General features: G+C 72.2%; 15 protein-coding genes. 10 read left to right on the top strand and 5 right to left on the bottom strand.

Translation table 11 applies throughout. From position 1 onward, the window contains the following. Nucleotides 1-250: 250 nt before the first annotated feature. The 3 genes from DEJ49_RS14015 to DEJ49_RS14005 are packed head-to-tail and all read right to left on the bottom strand — an operon-like array spanning nt 251 to nt 3,106. Entirely contained in the window at nt 251-1,585 is a 1,335-nt protein-coding gene (locus DEJ49_RS14015; RefSeq protein ID WP_150188223.1) for a coenzyme F420-0:L-glutamate ligase, read from the bottom strand. A gap of 14 nt (nt 1,586-1,599) precedes the next feature. Continuing rightward, nucleotides 1,600-2,556, bottom strand: a complete 957-nt coding sequence (gene cofD, locus DEJ49_RS14010; RefSeq protein ID WP_150184430.1) for a 2-phospho-L-lactate transferase — start codon at nt 2,554-2,556, stop codon at nt 1,600-1,602. Nucleotides 2,557-2,590: 34 nt separating this feature from the next. Further along, nucleotides 2,591-3,106 (bottom strand): cysteine dioxygenase, encoded by a 516-nt coding sequence (locus DEJ49_RS14005; protein ID WP_150184429.1) that lies wholly within the window; start codon nt 3,104-3,106, stop codon nt 2,591-2,593. A gap of 636 nt (nt 3,107-3,742) precedes the next feature. Between DEJ49_RS14005 and DEJ49_RS13990 the strand changes: the two genes are divergently transcribed. The 3 genes from DEJ49_RS13990 (at nt 3,743) to DEJ49_RS13980 (ending at nt 9,432) form a co-directional block, all read left to right on the top strand. Further along, complete coding sequence (locus DEJ49_RS13990) at nt 3,743-4,006, top strand: WhiB family transcriptional regulator (RefSeq protein WP_016642094.1); 264 nt, start codon at nt 3,743-3,745, stop codon at nt 4,004-4,006. Nucleotides 4,007-4,225: 219 nt separating this feature from the next. Beyond that, nucleotides 4,226-7,945, top strand: coding sequence for a glycosyltransferase family 2 protein (locus DEJ49_RS13985; RefSeq protein ID WP_150184428.1), 3,720 nt, complete (start codon nt 4,226-4,228; stop codon nt 7,943-7,945). Continuing rightward, entirely contained in the window at nt 7,942-9,432 is a 1,491-nt protein-coding gene (locus DEJ49_RS13980) for a DUF5719 family protein (protein ID WP_150184427.1), read from the top strand. Before DEJ49_RS13985 ends, DEJ49_RS13980 begins: the two co-directional genes overlap by 4 nt. Nucleotides 9,433-9,513: 81 nt before the next feature. Here the strand turns inward: DEJ49_RS13980 and DEJ49_RS13975 are convergent, their stop codons facing one another. Further along, nucleotides 9,514-9,966: a metallopeptidase family protein gene (locus tag DEJ49_RS13975; protein WP_150184426.1), complete on the bottom strand. Its 453-nt coding sequence runs from the start codon at nt 9,964-9,966 to the stop codon at nt 9,514-9,516. A gap of 262 nt (nt 9,967-10,228) precedes the next feature. On the opposite strand from DEJ49_RS13975, the gene DEJ49_RS13970 reads away from it, so the two are divergent. The 7 genes from DEJ49_RS13970 (at nt 10,229) to DEJ49_RS13940 (ending at nt 17,836) form a co-directional block, all read left to right on the top strand. Beyond that, nucleotides 10,229-10,651: a DUF3499 domain-containing protein gene (locus DEJ49_RS13970; RefSeq protein ID WP_150184425.1), complete on the top strand. Its 423-nt coding sequence runs from the start codon at nt 10,229-10,231 to the stop codon at nt 10,649-10,651. 133 nt (nt 10,652-10,784) lie between these two features. Then, the gene (locus DEJ49_RS13965; RefSeq protein ID WP_150184424.1) at nt 10,785-12,401 is read left to right on the top strand and encodes an L-lactate permease; all 1,617 of its coding nucleotides are present in this window, start codon (nt 10,785-10,787) and stop codon (nt 12,399-12,401) included. A gap of 129 nt (nt 12,402-12,530) precedes the next feature. Further along, nucleotides 12,531-13,895 carry a phosphomannomutase/phosphoglucomutase gene (locus tag DEJ49_RS13960; RefSeq protein WP_150184423.1) on the top strand — a complete coding sequence of 455 codons (1,365 nt, stop codon included), beginning with the start codon at nt 12,531-12,533 and terminating at the stop codon, nt 13,893-13,895. 199 nt (nt 13,896-14,094) lie between these two features. Beyond that, nucleotides 14,095-14,271 (top strand): Trm112 family protein, encoded by a 177-nt coding sequence (locus tag DEJ49_RS13955; protein ID WP_079036845.1) that lies wholly within the window; start codon nt 14,095-14,097, stop codon nt 14,269-14,271. Between the two features lie 78 nt (nt 14,272-14,349). Further along, complete coding sequence (locus DEJ49_RS13950) at nt 14,350-15,549, top strand: SIS domain-containing protein (RefSeq protein ID WP_150184422.1); 1,200 nt, start codon at nt 14,350-14,352, stop codon at nt 15,547-15,549. A gap of 68 nt (nt 15,550-15,617) precedes the next feature. Further along, the gene (gene manA, locus DEJ49_RS13945) at nt 15,618-16,769 is read left to right on the top strand and encodes a mannose-6-phosphate isomerase, class I (RefSeq protein WP_150184421.1); all 1,152 of its coding nucleotides are present in this window, start codon (nt 15,618-15,620) and stop codon (nt 16,767-16,769) included. Between the two features lie 107 nt (nt 16,770-16,876). Further along, on the top strand, nt 16,877-17,836 hold the full coding sequence (locus DEJ49_RS13940) for a cation diffusion facilitator family transporter (protein WP_150184420.1): 960 nt from the start codon (nt 16,877-16,879) through the stop codon (nt 17,834-17,836). 75 nt (nt 17,837-17,911) lie between these two features. Here the strand turns inward: DEJ49_RS13940 and DEJ49_RS13935 are convergent, their stop codons facing one another. Then, complete coding sequence (locus DEJ49_RS13935; RefSeq protein ID WP_150184419.1) at nt 17,912-20,005, bottom strand: fructose-specific PTS transporter subunit EIIC; 2,094 nt, start codon at nt 20,003-20,005, stop codon at nt 17,912-17,914. Nucleotides 20,006-20,344: the final 339 nt, after the last annotated feature.

Below are 20,344 nucleotides of genomic sequence, written 5' to 3'. Positions count from 1 at the left end.
CAAAAAAGCCCACGGCCCGCACCCGAACGACACCCCGCAGCCGAGACGTCAAGGCGCCGGGAAAGCGGTCCAGGGGCGCGGGGAACTGCGCAGAAAAACCCACGACCCGCACCCGACAACGCCGGGAAGCCGAGGCCCAGGGGCGCGGGGAACTGCGCAGAAAAACCCACGACCCGCACCCGACAACGCCGGGAAGCCGAGGTGAAAGGGGCGCGGGGAACTGCGCAAAAACCCACCCCAGGCCACCGCCTTACCGCACCGCCACAAAGTCCTCCACAACCCGCCCGCCCCGCGCACCCGCCTCACCCGCCGGATGCCCGATCGCCACCGCCCCCATGGGATCCCAGGACCCCGGCAGCCCAAGAACGTCCCGCACCACATCCCGGCAGAACATCGTCGAGGAGACCCACGCGGACCCGAGCCGCTCCCCGGCCAACGCGACCAGGAAGTTCTGCACGCCCGCCCCCATCGCGACGACGAACATCTCCCGCTCGGCCGTATCCCGCCGCGCGTCCCCGTAGGTATGGGAGCCGTCCATCACGAGACAGGGCACGACCAGATAGGGCGCCCTGCGCAGGACGTCCCCCCTCCGCACCCGCTTCGCGATGGACTCCTCCGACTTACCGTCCCGACGGAGGTCCGCGACCCACGCGTCCCGCATCGCGTCGAGCAACTCGACCCGCGACGCCGCGGATTCGAGGAGCACGAAGCGCCACGGCGTCGTGTGGTGCGGCGCGGGCGCGGTCACCGCCGCCGCGACGGCCCGCCGCACGGCGCCCGGGTCGACCTCCTCGTCGGTGAACTCCCGCACGGTCCGCCGCCGCGTCACCGCTTCGCGTACCGCCTCGGACGTCCCGAGCCGGAACATGTCGTCCCGAGCACCGCGCACCAGCGCCCGGGCGCCGGTGTCCACGTCTTCGACGCCGCCCCGCTCGTCCGCCCCCACAACCGCCCGCGAAAGGCCCCGGACCACCGCGACCGGCAGCCCCGCGGCCTTGCCCTTCACCAGGTCGCCCGCCGCGGCGAGCTCGTCCGCCGTGGCGACGACCGTGGCGCCGAGCGGATTCCCGTACGCGTCCGAGCCGCCCCGCAGGTCGTCGAGGACCCGCACCCCTGCCGCCCCGATGGCGACATCGGTGAGCCCGGCCCGCCAGGGCCGACCGAACGTGTCGGTGACGATGACGCCGACGTCGACCCCCAGCGCGTCCCGCAATCCCTCGCGCACCGCGCGGGCCGACGCGTCGGGGTCGACCGGCAGCAGCAGCACGGTCCCCGCCGCGGTGTTCGACGCGTCGACGCCCGCCGCCGCCATCACGAGCCCCTGCCGGTTCTCGACGATGCGCAGCGTCCCGCGGCGCGCCACGACCCGTACCGTCTCCGCGTCGATCGCCGCCTCCCGGTCGGCCGCCTCGACGATCCGCCCCTCCGCCTTGCTGACGATCTTGGAGGTGACCAGCACGACGTCCCCGTCGGCGAGCCCCGGCTCCGCGGCCGCGATCAGCTTGGCGAGGTCGTCGCCCTGACGGACCTCGGGGATCCCGGGCACGGCCCACACGTTGTACGACGGCGGGGTCGAGGGGGGCATGGAGGTCGCGGGAGTCACGCCCGTACCTCCGAGGCCAGCGCGAGGGCCTCCGAGGCCATCTGCGCCGTGGCGTCGAGGTCGCTCATCATCAGCGGCACGGCCCGGCACCGGATCCCGGCCTCCTCGATCCGCTCGACGACGCCCGCGTCGACGCTGTCGACGAGCCAGCCGTCGAGCAGCCCGCTTCCGTAGTGCTCGGCGACGGCCGCGGCGCTGGTCTCCACGCCGACGGCGGCGAGCATCTTGTCGGCCATGCCCCGCACGGGCGCGTCGCCGACGATGGGGGAGAGGCCGACGACGGGCACGCCCGCGTCGGCGATGGCCTCGCGGATGCCGGGCACGGCGAGGATCGTGCCGACGCTGACGACGGGGTTGGACGGCGGGAAGAGCACGACGTCGGCCTCGGCGATGGCCTCAAGGACGCCGGGCGCCGGCTTGGCCTGCTCGGCGCCGACGGGCACCACGGCGTGCGCGTCCACGGAGGCGCGCAGCCGCACCCAGTACTCCTGGAAGTGCACGGCTTTCTGTTCGCCGTCCACGGTGACCGCGACGTGTGTCTCGATGCGGTCGTCGGACATGGGGATGAGCCGCACCCCGGGCCGCCACCGCTCGCACAGCGCCTCGGTGACGGCGCTGAGCGGGTATCCGGCGCCCAGCATCTGCGTCCGCACGATGTGCGTGGCGAAGTCGCGGTCGCCGAGCCCGAACCACTCGGGCCCGACTCCGTAGGCCGCGAGTTCTTCCTTGACCTTGAACGTCTCGTCCGTACGCCCCCAGCCCTGCTCTTCGTTGATGCCGCCGCCGAGCGTGTACATCACGGTGTCGAGGTCGGGGCAGACCTTGAGACCGAACAAGTGAATGTCGTCACCGGTGTTGCCGATGACCGTGATGTCCGCGTCGGGCGCGGCCTTCTTGAGGCCACGGAGGAAACGGGCGCCGCCGATGCCGCCGGCCAGAACCACAATGCGCATGGCCCCCAGCATGTCAGGCGCATACGACACCGCGTCAGGCGGTTACGACATCCTCCGCGGCGTCCGGCGCGACGGAGGCGGCGCACCGGGCGGAGTGCATCGGCATCTCCGTGAGGCCGGGGTAGTAGATGTGCAGGCTGACGGCGGGTTCCAGGGAGTCGTTGACGACTTCGTGGACGTACCCCGGCGCGAAGACGCGCTGCGCGCCCTCGCCGAGCGCCCGTGTGCCGCGTTCGGTGCGCTCGGTCAGCTCGCCCTGGAGGAGGGTGAGGACGCCGGAGGAGCGGCCGTGGTCGTGCAGACCGCTGCCCTGGCCGGGCACCCAGGAGAGCAGCCACACCTCGTAGCCGGGTCCTTGGCGCAGGCGGTGGTACCAGCGGCTGGTGGCGTCGTACTCGACGAGGTGCTCCCACTGGGAGCGGTCGGCGGCGATGGTGCGGGCGAGGCCGACGAACTCGGCCACGGTGGCGGGGTGCTCGCGGGCGGGCTGCAGGAGGTGGGGGACTTCGAGGATGTCGCCGGCGATCTGGAGGTCGCTGTCGCTGTTCATCGTGCGGTGGTTCCTCAACGTGAGAGTGCTGGGGTGTCGCGAGGGAGGGGAAGCGCAGGGAGAGCAGAGCGAAGAAAGGTCGTGCGGTACGACGGCTCTACAGCTGGAGTGGACTCAACAGCTGGAGCAGGAACAGCAGCAGCGCGCGTGGGCAGCACCGATGGACCCGCTGGTGCGGGTCATCGAAAGAGCCAGGTTCGCGAGCATGCCCACCAGAACAGCGCTTCACACCTCCGGTGTCAACTCAATGTCCACTATGCGGAATATGTTTCACCTCATCCGGTTGTTCTGTCAGGCGAAAGGTTTGTGCAGATGCCCCTCCGGACACATGGCGCAGCAACCGACGCTCAAACATCGTCGTCTTTCTCGTTGAGACCCGACCGGGTGATCTCCGACTGAGATCACTTTTTGGGGGAACGCGTTGCGGAGCGCCGGACGGGCTGCCGAACGGTGTCATGGTTTAGGCCGATTTGAACACTTTCCGCACAGCCTTGGTTCCGCAGAGTGAATAAGGGGCCCAATAGCAGATCTCGGCTTGACTGGCCCGGATCGGCACACTTGTAATTTCACTCGTGTCGTTCACCCGAAACCGGCACAGCAGCACCACGGGGACGCACAGACAGACGAGGGGCGCACATGACCGAGCTGGTTCAGGAACTGCTGGTCGAGGACGCGGACGAGGAACTCGGCTGGCAGGAGCGCGCACTGTGCGCCCAGACCGACCCCGAGTCCTTCTTCCCCGAGAAGGGCGGCTCCACGCGCGAGGCCAAGAAGGTCTGCCTCGCCTGCGAAGTCCGTTCCGAATGCCTTGAGTATGCACTCGCGAACGACGAACGATTCGGTATCTGGGGCGGCTTGTCCGAGCGCGAACGCCGCCGACTGAAGAAGGCCGCGGTCTGAACCCCCGTCGGCACGCGCCGCCCGATCGGTACGGCAACCGATACGGCACACATATCCCACAAACAATGCGCAACGAACGGCCCGTCGCCCGAGGGTTATCCACAGGCGGCGGGCCGTTCCTGTGCCAGCCGTTAGTGTGGGGCCCCGTCCGAGACGCCCCGGCGCCCCCGCAGGGCGCAGGCGTCCACCACAGTCCATCGAACCGGGGCCCGTACCTCGATGTCCGTGCACAGCCATTCGGCAGCCCACCAAGGGGCCGCCGCCGCCGGGTTCGACCCGAGCGAACCGCCCGCGTTCCCGCGGCACATCGTGACCGCCGTCCTCGTCTCCCACGACGGCGCCCGCTGGCTGCCCGACGCCCTGGCCGGGCTCCTCGGCCAGGAGCGCCCCGTGCAGAACGCCGTGGCGGCGGACACCGGCAGCGCGGACGACTCCGCCCGCCTGGTCACCGAGGCCCTCGGCGCCGACCGCGTGCTGCACCTCGCCCGCCGCTCCGGCTTCGGCACCGCCGTCGACGAGGCCGTCCGCACCGCCGCCGTCCTCACCCCCGAAGAGCTGCCGTACCTGAAGCGCCCCAGCGGCTGGGACCCGGTGAGCCGCACCTGGCGCGACGAGGCGTACGACATGCCGGACCTGCCGCACGGCGAACCCGTGCAGTGGCTCTGGCTGCTCCACGACGACTGCGCGCCCGACCCCGACGCCCTCTCCGAAATGCTCCGCGTCGTCGAGAACGAACACGAGCTCGGCAAGGAAGTCGCCGTCGTCGGCCCCAAACTCCGCGGGTGGTACGACCGGAGGCAACTCCTCGAAGTCGGCGTCTCCATCGCCAACAGCGGCCGCCGCTGGACCGGCCTCGACCGGCGCGAACAGGACCAGGGCCAGCACGACCACGTCCGCCCCGTGCTCTCCGTCTCCACCGCCGGCATGCTCATCCGCCGCGACGTCTACGAACAGCTGGGCGGGTTCGACCGCCGCCTGCCCCTGATGCGCGACGACGTCGACCTGTGCTGGCGCGCGCACGCCGCGGGCCACCGCGTCCTGGTCGCCCCCGACGCCGTCGTCCGGCACGCCGAGGCCTCCTCGCGCGAGCGCCGCACCGTCGACTGCGTCGGCCGCACGGCGACGTCGCCGCACCGCGTCGACAAGGCCGGCGCCACGTACACCCTGCTCGTCAACGCCCGCTCGGCCGTGCTTCCCTGGGTGCTCGTCAGACTCGTCGTCGGCACCCTCGTGCGCACCGTCGCCTACCTCGTCGGCAAGGCGCCCGTGCAGGCCCTCGACGAGGTCGCGGGCCTCCTCGCCACCCTGCTGCGGCCCGGCCGCGTCCTCGCCGCCCGCAAACAGCGCGGCAAGCCCGTGCCCGACGCGGGCGAGATGCGCGCCCTCTTCCCGCCGCCCGGCGCCACCGTCCGCGCCACCGTCGAACAGGCCGCGGGCAGCATCGTCGGACGCAACGACGCCGAGGCACCCGCGGGCGCCGGACGGCACGGAGCCGTCGAGTCCGGACCCGGCGGCGACGACGCCGACTTCCTGGAGATCGAGCAGTTCGCCCGCCTCAAGCGCATCGCCCGCAAACCGGGACCGATGCTCTTCGTAGTCCTCCTCTTCGCGTCCCTCATCGCCTGCCGCGCCCTGCTCGGCTCCGGCGCCCTCGCGGGCGGCGCCCTGCTGCCCGCACCCGGCGACTCCTCGGACCTGTGGGCGCGGTACACGGACGTCTGGCACCCCGTCGGCACCGGCGGCACCCAGGGCGCACCACCCTGGATCGCGCTCGTCGCGGGCCTGTCCTCGCTCTTCTTCGGCTCCACCGGACTCGCGGTCACCGTGCTGCTCGTCGGCTCCGTCCCGCTGGCCGGCTTCGCCGCGTACTTCGCCTCGCGCCCGCTCGTCACCTCCCGCCTGCTGCGCGCCTGGGCATCCATCGCGTACGCCTTCCTGCCCGCCGCCACCGGCGCCCTCGCGGGCGGCCACATCGGCACCGCCGTCCTCGCCGTCCTGCTGCCGCTCGTCGCCCGCGCGGGCATCGCCGCGAGCGGCCTCGCCGCCCCGCACGGCACCCGCGGCACCTGGCGCGCCACGTGGGCGTACACGCTGCTCCTGACCCTCGCCACGGCGTTCACGCCGATCGTCTGGCCGATCGCCCTGGTCCTCGGCCTCGCCCTCCTCGTGGTGCGCCGCGGCGACCTCACGGCGTACGGTCTGCGGTTCCTCGCCGCACTCGGCACCCCGCTCCTCGTCCTCGCCCCCTGGTCGCTGACGCTGCTGCCCTTCGGGTTCTTCAAGGAAGCGGGCCTGGAGTTCGGCGCCGACTCCGCGACCGCCACCGACCTGCTCGGCGCGAGCCCCGGCGGCCCCGGCACCGTGAGCGGCCTGCTGCTCATCGGCATCGTCCTCGCCGCGCTCGGCGCACTGCTGCGCAGCGAGCGGCAGCGCGCCGTCCGCACCGCCTGGGCCGCCGCCCTCGTCTCGCTGGTCTTCGCCGTCCTGTCGAACGGCTCGACCTGGGCAGGGCCGGCCACGCTCGGCTACGGAATCGCACTCCTGGCCGCCGCCGCGCTCGGCGCCGACGGCGCACGCGCGCGTGTCGCCGAGCAGAGCTTCGGCTGGCGTCAGCCGGTCGCCGCGCTCATCGCGTTCGCCGCCGCAGCGGGACCGCTGCTCGTCGCCGCCGGCTGGATGATCGGCGGCGCCGACGGCCCGCTGGAGCGCCGCGACCCCGTGCAGGTGCCCGCCTTCGTCGCGGAGGAGAGCGGCACGGAGGACCAGGCCCGCACCCTCGTCCTCGGCAGCGATTCCGCCGCGAAGGTCTCCTACTCGCTCGTACGGGGCTCCGGCGCCCGGCTCGGCGACGCGGAACTCGCCGCTGCGGCCGCCGACGACGAGCGGCTCGACAAGATCGTCGCCCGTCTCGTCGCGGGCTCCGGCGCCGACCAGGCCGACCAGCTCGGCGGCTACGCGGTGCGGTACGTCCTCGTACGCGACGGAGCGCCCCGCCAGATGAGCCGCACCCTGGACGCGACCCCGGGCCTGACCCGGCTCAGCCAGGAGGACGGCAGCGCCCTGTGGCGCGTGGACCGGCAGGTGGCCCGTGCCGCCGTCGTCCCGAGGGCGGGTGACCCCGAGCCCGTCGCGGCGGGCCCCGTCGAGCTCCACACGAAGATCGAGTCCGGTGACGAGGGCCGCGTCCTGCGCCTCGCCGACTCCGCGGACCCGGGCTGGACGGCGACCCTCGACGGCCGCCCGCTGCCCCGCACCACGGTCGACGGCTGGGCCCAGGGCTTCGAACTGCCCACCGCGGGCGGCCACCTGGACGTCACCTACGACGCCCCGATGACCCACACGGCCTGGCTGTGGGCGCAGGGCGCGCTCGCCGTCGTCCTCGTGGTGATGGCCCTGCCGGGCCGCCGCCGCGACGTCGACGACGACCTGCCCGACGAGCCCGTCATCCCGGCCCAGGCGGTCGAGGGCGAGGGCCGCAGGGCGCGCAGGCTGCGGGCCCAGAACGAACAGGCGGCGCAGGAGGCCGGCCAGGACGTACCGCCTCCTCCTTCGGAGGAGGCACCCGCCGCGGTCCCGCACCAGCAGTCGCCGTCCTACGACGCGTGGGAGGCACCGGCGCCCGCGGGCGCCGAGCAGGGCGCGTACGACGCGGGGCAGCAGTATCAGGGCGGCCAGTACCAAGGCGACCAGTACCAGGGCGGGCAGTACCCGTCCGGGACGTACGGGCAGCAGGCGTACCAGCAGGACGCCTACCAGGGGGGCGCCCAGTACGACCCGTACGCCTCCTACGGAGGTGCGGGCGGTGTCTACGGAGAAGGGCAGCAGCAGTACGGGCAGTCCTTCGACGCGTCGTACGACGCGTCGTACGACCGCCACCAGCAGCACCAGGACCCGCCCCACGGCACCGACAGCGAGCGCCCCGACGGGAGCCAGCAGTGAACCGCACCACCCAGTCCCTGATCGCCGTGGTCGTCGCGCTCGGCGCCGTCACCGGGTTCGCCGCGTTCGGCGGTTCGGACGCCACGGACGACGCGGGGGCGAAGGCCGCGGCGCGGCTGCCCGTCGAGCGCACCAGCCTGCTCTGCCCCGTGCCCAGCTCCTCCGACCTCGCCGAGACCTCGTACACCGCGTTCACCCCCAAGGGGGACGGCGCGGAGGCCAAGGGCAAGGCGGAACTGCTGCCCGTCAGCAAGGCGCTCACGGACGCCGCCAAGGAGAAGGACAAGAAGGCCAAGCCCTTCCTCACCCAGAAGGCGCCCGGCGAGCCGGTCGCGGGCGAGGAGTCCGGCGCCGAGTCGCCCGCCCTCATCGGCACGGCCGACGGCGCGCTCGCCCCCGGCTGGACCGTGCAGCAGACCACGACGTACGCGGCGGGCAGCGGCCGCGGCATGCACGGCACCAACTGCACGGCGCCCGACACAGACTTCTGGTTCCCCGGCGCGAGCACCGCCAAGGACCGGAGCGACTACATCCACCTCACGAACCCGGACGACTCCGCCGCCGTCGTCGACGTGGAGCTGTTCGGCCCCGACGGCGAGATCACGTCCGCGGTGGGTGACTCGATCCAGGTCCAGCCGCACTCCAGCGTCCCGGTGCTGCTCTCCACGCTCGCCGACAAGAAGGCCACGAACGTCACCATGCACGTGACCGCGCGCAGCGGACGCGTCGCGGCCGCCGTGCAGTCCTCCGACGAGAAGCTCGGCGGCGACTGGCTGCCCGCGTCGGCCGACCCCGCCGACAGCCTCGTCCTGCCCGGCATCCCCAAGGACGCCACATCGGTCCGCCTGGTGGCCTATACGCCCGGTGCCGACGACGCCGACCTGAAGGTCCAGCTCGCCTCGCCGACCGGCACCATCACCCCGGCCGGGCACGAGAGCCTGCAGGTCAAGTCCGGCATGACGGCCGCCGTCGACCTCGGCGACGTCACCAAGGGCGAGGCGGGCTCGCTCGTCCTGTCGCCGACCGACAGGTCGGTGCCCGTGGTGGCGGCCCTGCGGGTCACCCGCGGCAAGGGCGGCAAGCAGGAGACGGCGTTCATCCCGGCGACGCCCGCGGTCGGCGCGCGCTCCACGGTCGCCGACAACCGCGCCAAAGGCTCCACGCTCTCCCTGGTCGCCCCGGAGAAGTCGGCGACGGTGAAGGTCACGGCGTCCGCGGGCACCGGGGGCGGCTCACCGGCCACGAAGACGTACACGGTCAAGGGCGGTACGACCCTGGAGATCGCGGACCCGCCGAAGCCCGCGGGCCTCAAGGGTGCGTACGCGCTCACGGTGGAGCCGGTCTCCGGCGGCCCGGTCTACGGATCGCGGATGCTGTCCGTACCGGAGGAGGGCCTGCCCATGTTCACCGTCCAGCCGCTGCCGGACGACCGGGGGACGGTCGAGGTGCCGAAGGCGGAGCGGGACCTGGCGGTGCTTCAGAAGTAAAGGCGGTGCTTCAGAAGTAGAGGCGCTGCTCCAGAAGTAGAAAAACGCCTCCCGCGCGTGTGTGCCGCGGGAGGCGTCGGCTCACTCCTCGTCCCCGTAGCGCGGGTCCACCGACTCCGGGGACAGGCCGAGCAGCTCCGCGACCTGCTCGACGACCACCTCGTGCACGAGGTGCGCGCGCTCATCGCGCCCCTTGGTGCGGATCTCCACCGGGCGGCGGTAGATGACCACCCGCGCGGGCCGCCCCTCGGCCGCCGAGATCGTGCCGCCCAGCGGCACCACCTCGTCCTGCCAGTCCGCGTCGGGCCCGCCCACGGGCGGCACCTCCAGAACCACGAACTCGATCTCCGTGAGCTGTGGCCAGCGCCGCTCCAGACGCTCCACGGAGTCCTGCACGAGGTCGGTGAAGGCCTCTCCACGGCTGGTGGAGAGCGGTACCTGGGGCGGAGCCACGGGGCCGCGCATGCCCCGGCCGTGGCGGTCGCGGCGGCGGGGCCTCGGGTCGGCGGCGCGGGGCTGTACGGGGTCGTCCATCACTGACGAAGCGTAGTCCCCGAGATCGGCCTTTCCGCGCGGTGCGCGACATGTCGCTTCCTGACCGTTCCCGACGAGCTTGGACTCAATTCCGTATCTCTCCTGGACCGTCGATCTCACGCCAAATGACCTGATCCGAGCCATGTGGTGACCGGATTCAATACCACCCGTCCCAGTGGCCACTGGCGTCTTCGCAGGTCAAGCAGGTGTTCGGGTGACGTGCCGGTGGACGAACCGTCACACGACACGGTGGAGTGAGCTCATGGAGAGTCGTCGCGGCCCGCTCAAGAGTGCGGTACCGTCCAACGCTGTGAGCCCTGTACGTCGCTGTTCGCGCACCGCTTGCGGCCGTCCCGCCGTCGCGACGCTGACGTACGTCTACGCCGACTCGACCGCGGTCCTCGGCCCCCTCGCCACCTACGCCGAACCCCACTGCTACGACCTGTGCGCCGAGCACTCCGAGCGCCTCACCGCACCCCGCGGCTGGGAGGTCGTCCGGCTCGCCGACGCCTCGGGCCCGGCCCGCCCCTCCGGCGACGACCTCGAAGCGCTCGCCAACGCCGTGCGTGAGGCCGCCCGCCCCCAGGAGCGCGCGGCGGAGGCCGGCGGCGGCGCCCGCAGGGCCGACCCCATGGAGGTCGCGCGCCGCGGCCACCTGAGGGTGCTGCGCTCACCGGACAACTGAGCCCCTCCCACTCGGGGCTCTCCACCCGGGGCTCTCCCTCCGCGCCCTTCACCGGATCTTCTCCGTCCGCATCGTTGACGCGCCTTCGACCCGGCCCTGAGGATTTCGCCACCCCACAGCCGGGAGGCGTCCTGTGTTCGTGCAGCAACTGGAGCCCGTGGCCGACTCGCTCGGCCTGTCCGCCCTCGTCGCGACCCTGCCCCTCCTGACCGTCCTCGTCCTCCTCGGCGCCGTCCGCATGAAAGCCCACAGGGCCGGACTCATCGGCCTCGCCGTCGCCGTCCTCGTCGCCTGGCTCGCGTACGGCATGCCGCTCGGCCAGACCGCCTCCAGCGCCGCCCAAGGGGCCGTCTTCGGGCTCTTCCCCATCCTGTGGATCGTCGTCAACGCCCTGTGGGTGTACCGCATGACGGTCCGCACCCGGCACTTCGACATCCTGCGCCGCTCCTTCGGCAGGCTCTCCGACGACCCCCGCATCCAGGCACTCGTCGTGGCCTTCTGCTTCGGCGCGCTCCTGGAGGCGCTCGCCGGTTTCGGGGCACCCGTCGCGATCAGCGCCGTCATGCTCGTCGCCCTCGGCTTCGACCCGGTGCGCGCCGCCGTCGTCGCCCTCGTCGCCAACACCGCGCCCGTCGCCTTCGGCGCCATGGGCACCCCCGTGGTGACGCTGGCCCAGGTGACGGGCCTGCCCCTCGACACCGTCGCCACGGTCGTCGGCCGCCAGACACCCCTCCTCGCCCTGGTCGTGCCGCTGCTCCTGGTGGTCCTCGTCGACGGGCGGCGCGGGCTGCGCGAGACCTGGGTGCCCGCCCTCGCCTGCGGGTCCGCCTTCGCCGTCGCGCAGTTCGCGGCATCCAACTTCGTCTCCGCCCAGCTCGCCGACATCGGCGCGGCCCTGGCGGGCGCCGGCGCGCTCATGGCCGTGCCGCACGCGCGCAGGCCCGCCGCCGAACCCGTCCGCGCCGCGGTCCTCACCGGTGCGCGCAGCGAAGACCTCGACCAGGACGACCCGCGCCCCGAAGTGCTGCGCGCCTACGCCCCGTACGCCCTCATCGTCACCGTCTTCTCCCTCGCCCAGATCCCCGCCGTCAAGGACGTCCTCGCGAAGGCGACCCGCACCTTCGACTGGCCCTTCCTGAACGTCGCCGACCCCTCGGGCGACCCCGTCGCCGGAAACGTCTTCTCGCTGCCGCTGGTGTCCACGGGCGGGACGCTGGTGCTGCTCGCGGGTGTGGGCACCGCCGCCGTCATCGGGGTGCACGCGCGCGTGGCGGTACGCGAATGGATGGCCACCGTCCATGAACTGCGCTTCGCGATCCTCACCGTGACGTCCGTGCTTGCTCTCGCGTACGTCATGAACCTCTCCGGACAGGCCGCCACGATCGGGCACTACGTAGCGGCCGCCGGCGCGGGACTCGCCTTCTTGTCCCCTGTTCTCGGCTGGTTCGGCGTCGCGGTGACCGGCTCCGACACCTCCGCCAACGCCCTGTTCGGCGCCCTCCAGGTGACGGCCGCCCAGCAGTCCGGACTCTCCCCGGAACTCCTCGCCGCAGCCAACAGCTCCGGCGGCGTCCTCGGCAAGATGATCTCGCCGCAGAACCTGACGATCGCGTGCGCCGCCGTCGGACTCGCGGGCAAGGAGGGCGACCTGCTGCGCAAGGTGCTGCCGTGGAGCCTCGGCCTGCTCCTGGTGATGTGCCTGATCGTCGTGGGGCAGAGCACGGCCGTCCTCGGCTGGATGCTGCCGTGAGGTGTCCGTGTCCGGGCGGGTGTCCGTGGCCGGGCCCCGGCCCGCTGTCGGCGTCAGCGGGTAGTTTTGTGATGCGCGGAGGACTCTCCGTACGCGCTGAACTCGCAGAACCTGCAGAGAGGGTTGGCCGTGACTGCTGATCTGTCCCAGATCGTGAAGGCGTACGACGTCCGCGGGGTGGTCCCGGACCAGTGGGACGAGTCGCTCGCCGAGCTGTTCGGGGCGGCCTTCGCGAAGGTCACGGTGGCGGACGCGATCGTCGTCGGCCACGACATGCGCCCCTCGTCGCCGGGCCTCTCGCGGGCCTTCGCGCGCGGCGCCGCCGCCCTCGGCGTCGACGTCACGGAGATCGGGCTCTGCTCGACGGACCAGCTGTACTACGCGTCGGGCGCGCTGAACCTGCCGGGCGCGATGTTCACCGCGTCGCACAACCCCGCCCAGTACAACGGCATCAAGATGTGCCGGGCCGGCGCCGCCCCCGTCGGCCAGGACACCGGACTCGCCGAGATCCGCGCCCTCGTGGAGCGCTGGCGCGACTCCGGGGCCCCCGAGTCCGCGGCGACCCCCGGCACCGTCACCCAGCGCGACACCCTCACCGACTACGCCGCCCACCTGCGCGGCCTCGTCGACCTCACCGCCATCCGCCCCCTCAAGGTCGTCGTCGACGCGGGCAACGGCATGGGCGGCCACACGGTCCCCACCGTCTTCGAAGGCCTGCCCCTCCACCTCGTGCCGATGTACTTCGAGCTCGACGGCACCTTCCCCAACCACGAGGCCAACCCGCTGGACCCGGCCAACATCGTGGACCTGCAGCAGCGGGTCCGCGAGGAGGGCGCCGACCTCGGCATCGCCTTCGACGGCGACGCGGACCGCTGCTTCGTCGTCGACGAGAACGGCGACCCGGTCTCCCCGTCGGCCATCACCGCCCTGGTCGCCTCCCGCGAGCTCGCCAAGCACGGCGGCAAGGGCACGGTCATCCACAACCTCATCACCTCCTGGTCGGTCCCGGAGGTCGTCAAGGAGAACGGCGGCACGCCGGTCCGCACGCGCGTGGGCCACTCCTTCATCAAGGCGGAGATGGCCAGGACCGGCGCGATCTTCGGCGGCGAGCACTCCGCGCACTACTACTTCAAGGACTTCTGGAACGCGGACACCGGCATGCTCGCCGCGCTCCACGTCCTCGCGGCCCTCGGCGGCCAGGAAGGCCCGCTCTCCGGACTCGTCGCCCAGTACGACCGGTACGCGGGCTCCGGCGAGATCAACTCCACCGTCGACGACCAGACCGCCCGCCTCGCCGCGATCAAGACGGCGTACGCGGACCAGGACGGCGTGACCCTCGACGAGCTCGACGGCCTCACCGTCACCGCCGCCGACTGGTGGTTCAACGTACGCGCGTCGAACACCGAGCCCCTGCTGCGCCTGAACGTGGAGGCACGCGACGAGACCACGATGGCCAAGGTGCGGGACGAGGCGCTGGCGATCATCCGCGGCTGACGCCCACCACGAGGGTCCCCCGGGACCCCGCGGGACCCCCACGCCCCGCCCCGCACGGAGGTAGGCTGATCAGGCCGCATCCTGCGCGGCGGCGGCGCGGTCGCGCGGTTCCCGGCGGACCACCGCGCGCGAACACCCCGCGGCAGCAGAGCACCACGCGGCGCACCATCCATCACATCCGTTCGAAGGGACCCACCCCATGCCGCTCGAAGCCGGCCTCCTGGAGATCCTCGCCTGCCCGGCCTGCCACGCGCCCCTCAAGGAGACGGAGACCGAGCTGGTCTGCACGGCGGACGCCAAGGAGTGCGGCCTCGCCTACCCGGTCCGCGACGGCATCCCCGTACTCCTCGTCGACGAGGCACGCCGCCCCGCATAGCGCCGGCGCCCGCGCCACCCGCCGGTCACCGACCGGCACCCGCAGGAAGCCGCGCCCCGCGATCGGAGACCTGACCCCATGCTCGACGAGTCGCAGCTCGACGACCCCGAGGCGCTCGCCCGCGCCGACCGCCGCGGACTGCTCCGCGGCGCGGCGGAGGCAGGCGCCCGCGTCCGCACCGCCGTCCGGCACGCCGCGGAGGCGGGGCTGACGGAGCTCAAGCCCGACGGCCGCCCCCGCGCCGTCCTCATCGCGGGCCCGGGCACCGCCGCCGCCTGCGTCGCCGACCTCCTCGACGGCCTCGTCGGCTCGGCCTGCCCCGTCATCCGGCTGGCCCCGACCGGCGTCGCACCCGCCGCCGGCGCCCTGCGCTGGGCGCTGCCCGGCTGGATCGGCCCCGTCGACCTGCTGCTCATCGCCACCCCCGACGGCACCGAACCCGGCCTCTCGCTCCTCGCCGAGCAGGCCTACCGCCGCGGCTGCACCGTCGTCGCCGTCGCCCCCGCCCGCACCCCGCTCGCCGAGAGCGTGGAGGGCAGCCACGGCCTCACCGTGCCCCTGGCGACCTCGCCCTACGGCGCGTACGAAGGCGCCAACGACGCGGCGACCCGGGGCTCCGCGTCGTACGAGGCGCGGCGTGTCGAGGACGAGGCCGCGCCCGGCGCCCCCGGCACCCTGTGGGCCCTCCTCGTCCCGCTCCTCGTCCTCCTGGACCGCACCGGCCTGGTCGCCGCCCCCGTCGACGCCCTGCAGAAGGTCGCCGACCGCCTCGACCACGTCGCCGAACGCTGCGGGCCCGCCATCGCGACGTACAGCAACCCCGCCAAGACGCTCGCCGCCGAACTCACCGAGGCGCTCCCGCTGATCTGGACGGAGGGCCAGTCCGCGGGAGCGGCGGGCCGCCGCTTCGCCGCCACCCTCGCCGAACTCGCCGGGCACGCCGCGCTCGCCGCCGAACTGCCCGAGGCGCTCCCCGCGCACGGCGCCGTCCTCGCGGGCACCCCGACAGGCGGCGACGACACCGACGACTTCTTCCGCGACCGCGTCGACGACCCGGCGGCACTCCGCCCGCGCGTGGTGCTGCTCCGCGACCGCCCGACCGACGCGGGTGGCCTCACCGCGGCCCCCGCCGCCCGCGAACTGGCACACGGCCACGACGTCGCCCTCAGCGAGCTCGAACCGGAGGCCGACGACGAACTGGAAGCCCTCGCGGAGCTGATCGCCGTCACGGATTTCGCCGCCGTTTACCTGGCGCTCGCCCCGGGGCACGAATCATGACCCCAGCGCCGGTCACCGCCGCACTTCAGCACTCGCGTACGCAGCAGTAAGCAAGGGAGAGCCCCTCCGTGGACCGCCTCACCAACACCATCCGCCCCTACGCCTGGGGCTCCACCACCGCCATCGCCGAGCTCATCGGCGCCGAACCGAGCGGTGAACCGCAGGCCGAGATGTGGATGGGCGCCCACCCCGGCGCGCCCTCGCGCACCGAGCGCGGCGCGCTGAACGAGGTCATCGACGCGGACCCGGAGCGCGAGCTCGGCACGGCGGCGGCCGCCAAGTTCGGCCCGCGCCTGCCCTTCCTCCTCAAGCTCCTCGCCGCCGGCGCCCCGCTCTCCCTCCAGGTCCACCCCGACCTCGCGCAGGCCAAGGAGGGGTACGCGGACGAGGAGAACCGCGGTGTCCCCGTCGACGCCCCGAACCGAAACTACAAGGACGCGAACCACAAGCCCGAACTGATCTGCGCCCTCACGCCGTTCGACGGCCTCTGCGGCTTCCGCCCGCCCGCCGAGACCGCCGACCTCCTGGAGGCCCTGGAGGTCGACTCCCTCAAGCCGTACGTCGACCTGCTGCGCGCCCAGCCCGAAGAGGCCGCCCTGCGCGAGGTCCTGACGGCCGTGCTGACCGCCGACCCCGAAGAGATGGCCGAGACGGTCACCGAGGTCACGGCCGCCGCCCAACGCATCGGCGGCGCCTACGAGCCGTACGCGGGCATCGCCCACCACTACCCCGGCGACCCCGGCGTCATCGCGGCGATGCTCCTCAACCACGTCCGGCTGCAGCCCGGTGAGGCCCTGTTCCTCGGCGCCGGCGTCCCGCACGCCTACCTCGACGGCCTCGGCGTCGAGATCATGGCCAACAGCGACAACGTCCTGCGCTGCGGCCTCACCCCCAAGCACGTCGACGTCCCCGAACTCCTGCGCATCGTCCGCTTCGAGGCGACCGACCCCGGCGTGCTGCGCCCCGAGGCGTCCCCCGACGGCGAAGAGGTCTACGAGACCCCCATCGACGAGTTCCGCCTCTCCCGCTTCGTCCTGCCCGAAGGCACCGCCCCGCACGACCTCACCGCCGCCACCCCGCAGATCCTGCTCTGCACGGCGGGCACGGTCCGGGCCGGCGAACTGACCCTGACGCCCGGTCAGTCCGCATTCGTCCCCGCGGGCGAAAAGGCCGAAGTGTCCGGCGACGGCACGGTTTTCCGGGCCACTGTGGTGGCCTGACGCACCACCGCCCTCCCGTGCTGCAACAATGACCCACCGCAAAGGGCGGGCAAAGCCCCGCCCCCACAGGGTCGATACGTACGAAGGCGAAGGGACACCCCGCACTCATGAGCGCGTCAGGCGGAACAAAGGCGATTGTCGCGGCACTCGCCGCGAACCTCGCGATCGCGGTGGCGAAGTTCGTCGCGTTCATCTTCAGCGGCTCGTCGTCGATGCTCGCCGAGAGCGTCCACTCGCTCGCCGACTCCGGCAACCAGGGCCTGCTGCTCCTCGGCGGCAAGAAGGCGCAGCGCGAGGCGACCCCGCAGCACCCGTTCGGCTACGGCCGCGAGCGCTACATCTACGCCTTCCTCGTCTCCATCGTCCTCTTCTCGGTCGGCGGCATGTTCGCGATCTACGAGGGCTACGAGAAGATCAAGGACCCGCACGAGCTGGAGCACTGGTACTGGCCCGTCGGTGTCCTGGTCTTCGCGATCATCGCGGAGGGCTTCTCCTTCCGTACGGCCATCAAGGAGTCCAACCAGACGCGCGGCGCCCTCAGCTGGGCGCAGTTCGTGCGCCGCGCCAAGGCTCCCGAGCTGCCCGTCGTCCTCCTGGAGGACCTCGGCGCGCTCGTCGGCCTGATCCTCGCCCTCGGCGGCGTCGGCCTCGCCCTGGCCACCGGCGACGGTGTCTGGGACGGCATCGGCACGCTCTGCATCGGTGTCCTGCTCATCCTGATCGCGATCATCCTGGCCGCGGAGACCAAGTCCCTGCTGCTCGGCGAGGCCGCGGGCACGGAGGAGGTCGCCGAGATCGAGAAGGCCGTGGTCGACGGCGACACCGTCACCAAGGTCATCCACATGCGCACGCTCCACCTCGGCCCCGAGGAACTGCTCGTCGCCGCCAAGATCGCCGTCCAGCACGACGACACGGCCGCCGAGGTCGCCTCGGCGATCAACGCAGCGGAGGAGCGCATCCGCGCCGCCGTCCCGATCGCCCGCGTGATCTACCTCGAGCCGGACATCTACAGCGAGTCGGCGGCAGCCGCGGGGGAGAACCCGGCGAAGTCGCCGGGCGGCCACTGAGCCCGAGCGCTGCTCATACGTTGACGGGGCCCCGCACCGAAAAGGTGCGGGGCCCCCTTCACGTACTCGGAACCCCTACTGGACCTCACGCAGCACGTCGAGGATGGCGGCGTCGTCCGGCGCCGCCTCAAGGCGCTCACGGAAGCCGGTGTCCATCAACTTCCGCGAGAGCAGCGCGAGGATCCGCAGGTGCTCATCGCCCGCGGCCGCCTCCGGCACGGAGATCATGAAGATCAGCTTCGCCTTCGTACCGTCGAGCGAGCCCCACTCGATGCCTTCCGACGACCGCGCGAACCCGACGAGCGGCGAGTCCACGGCGTCCGTCTTGGCGTGCGGGATGGCGATCTCCTCGCCGAGCCCCGTGGTGCCCTGCGCCTCGCGCCGCAGCGCGGTTTGGACGAGCTCCTCGACATCGTTGACCTTGCCGGTCGAGGTGAGCAGCGCCGCCATCTCCCGGATGGCCGCTTCCTTGTCGGCGGCGGTCAGCTGGACCTTGACGGTCCGCCGGGTGAGATACCCGGAGAGGACGTCACCGGCCTGCTCCTTCCCCTCCGGCGCGGCGGGCTGCTCCTGCACGGGCCGACGCTGCGAGTCCCCGGCGGCGACGGCCGCGCCACTCGCGGTGGCACCGACCCCCGCGAGCACCGGCTCGGGCCCGCCGAGGCCGCCGTGCCCGCCCGGCGCGTCGACGACGGGAGCCCCACGCCGCTTGCGCTCGCTCAGATCGACCAGCGTCACCGTGGTGAGCGCCGTGACGACCGAACCGACGGCCAGGGCCACGAAGAACATCGGCACCCCGCCGACCGCGCCAAGCACCGCCACGATCGGCCCGCCGTGCGGCACCGCGTCCTTCACGCTCGCCATACCGGCGATCGCACCGGCGACGGCGCCACCGAGCATGTTGGCGGGGATGACCTGCGCGGGCCGCGCGGCGGCGAACGGGATGGCCCCCTCGGAGATCCCGAAGAAGCCCATGAACAAGGAGGCGAGCCCGGTCTCCCGTTCCTGCTCGCTGTAGAGCCGCTTGCGGAGCAGCGTCGCGAGGCCCTGCCCGAGGGGCATGACCGGGATGGCCGCGGCGCACATGCCCATGACGGTCTGGTTGCCGGTCGCGATGAGCCCCGCGCCGAACAGGAAGGCCGTCTTGTTGACGGGACCGCCCATGTCGAAGGCGATCATCAGCCCGAGGATCGCGCCGAGCAGGATCGCACTCGTCCCCGTCATCCCGCTGAGCCAGCTGGTCAGATGCTCGAAGACCCACGAGATGGGCTTGCCGATGACGTAGATGAAGAACAGCCCGAGCGCGGTCGTCGCGATGATGGGAATCACGATGATGGGCATGATCGGCTGAACGAACTTCGGGACCTTGACCTTCTTGATCCACAGCACCAGATAGCCGGCCAGGAAACCGGTGACGATCGCGCCGATGAAACCCGCGCCCGCCTTCGAGTCGTACAGCTCTCCGGTGTTCGCGATCCAGCCGCCGATCATGCCCGGCACCAGCGCGGGCCGGTCACCGATGGCGTACGCGATGTATCCCGACAGGATCGGCACCATCAGCGTGAACCCGATGGTGCCGATCTGGTTGACGTGCATCCAGAACGAGTCGTCCGGAATGACGAGCCCGCCCTTGGGGTCGGTGTGCCCGCCGAGCGACAGCGAGATCGCGATCAGCAGCCCGCCGACCACGACGAACGGGATCATGTACGAGACGCCGTTCATCAGCGCCTTGTACGCGACGCTCCGCTCCCGACCGCCGCCTGCGCCCGTCGCGGCCGCCGCAGTGGAGTCACCGCCCGCACCCCCACCGTGCACGGGCGCGCTCCGCACCTGCTCGATGAGCTGCTCGGGGCGGCTGATGCCCTCGGAGACGCCGACGGACAGCACACGCTTACCGGTGAACCGGCTGCGGTCCACGTCCTTGTCGGCAGCGATGATGATGCCGTCGGCTTGTCTGACATCGTTGTCAGTCAGGACGTTCTCGGCCCCGATGGAGCCCTGCGTCTCCACCTTCATGTCGATGCCGAGGCGCTCCGCGGCCTGCGAGAGCTTCTCGGCCGCCATGTACGTGTGAGCGATGCCGGTCGGACAGGCGGTCACGGCGAGCAGCTTGAGCTTCTTGCCCTCGCCGCTGCCACCGCCTATGGGGGGATCGGCCGGACTGGTCACGTGGATCTCCTTAAGCCATTGCTCCGAGGACCTTCGCTTGCTCCGAAGGTCCTTGCTCAGAACAAGATCGCGCAAATGTTCCCGATCTCAAGGCATCCTGCAACACATAGGCGCAGGATCAAAAGCGCAAAGGTCCCATATCGTCCGGGTCTGACGGCCTTCTGACGGCCTTCTGTCGGCCTACTCGTGGCCATCTCGCCGGACATCGCGCCCTCATCGCGTCCCCGAAGGCGGGCTGGGGCTTGCTGGGCCAATCGGTGTAGCTTGGAGACGAGCCAGACGTCGCTGCTGATGGCGGTCGGGCAGTCCGCGCACGGACTGTCCGAGGGAGAGAGGGCC

The organism is Streptomyces venezuelae (assembly GCF_008642335.1).
Taxonomy (GTDB): domain Bacteria; phylum Actinomycetota; class Actinomycetes; order Streptomycetales; family Streptomycetaceae; genus Streptomyces; species Streptomyces venezuelae_F.
Note: the sequence above shows the minus strand (reverse complement) of the source record. Positions and strands in the feature narration are given on the sequence as shown.